General features: G+C 74.3%; 1 protein-coding gene. It reads left to right on the forward strand.

Translation table 11 applies throughout. The annotated features are described in order from the left end of the window. The coding region (locus tag NS354_RS13720; protein WP_058594814.1) for a trimeric intracellular cation channel family protein at positions 1 to 617 on the forward strand (617 nt) is incomplete at its 5' end. Positions 618 to 770: the final 153 nt, after the last annotated feature.

Consider the following 770-nt stretch of genomic DNA (forward strand, 5'->3'; position numbering starts at 1 on the left):
TCCCGGTGGCCCTGACCGACGCCGGGTACTGGGTGGGAGTCCTGGCCGCGGCGGCGGTGGCCTACACCATCGATCTGGGGTCCCGGTGGGCGGATCGGCTGCTGATCGTCCTGGACTTCGTCGGCATGGGGGCCTGGACGGCCACCGGCACCCTGAAGGCCCTCGGGCTGGGGCTGCACTGGCTGCCCGCCGTCGCCCTGGGGGTCACCACCGCGGTGGGCGGCGGGGCCATCCGGGACATCATGGTCAACCGCATCCCGGCGGTGTTCGGCGGGAACTCCCTCTACGCGACGATCGCGGTGATCGGGGGTGCTGAGATGGTGGTCTTCCAGGAGCTGCTGCACCGGCCCAACGTGGGCATGGGTGTGGCGATCGTGACCTGCGGGGTGCTGGGGATCCTGTCCCGCTGGCGCAACTGGCGCCTGCCGGCCCCGGTGGATCTGACGGTCCCGCGCCCCAAGCTGCGCCTGGGGCGGCGTCGGATCCGCCGGGGCCCGCTGAAGGAGCAGGGCTGGACCCCGGGGGAGCCGCTGACCCGCAACCTGGAGACGGTCACCCCGGAGCAGATCCGCCGGCATCGGCGCCGCCGCCGACGCCGCGTGCGCGACCGCGCCTGAATCCGCCGGACTCGCCGGACCCTCAGCGGTCCACGAACACCCCGCGCGCCCGGTCCTTGGCCACGGTGCCCGCCGGGAAGACCCGCCCGGACATCGCGAGGTACACCCCGGGGTCCAGCAGCTGCGCGGCGGTGACGGCCGAGCCCACGAGAC

Origin of the sequence: Leucobacter chromiiresistens, from assembly GCF_001477055.1 — a bacterium.
Classification (GTDB): Bacteria; Actinomycetota; Actinomycetes; order Actinomycetales; family Microbacteriaceae; genus Leucobacter; species Leucobacter chromiiresistens_A.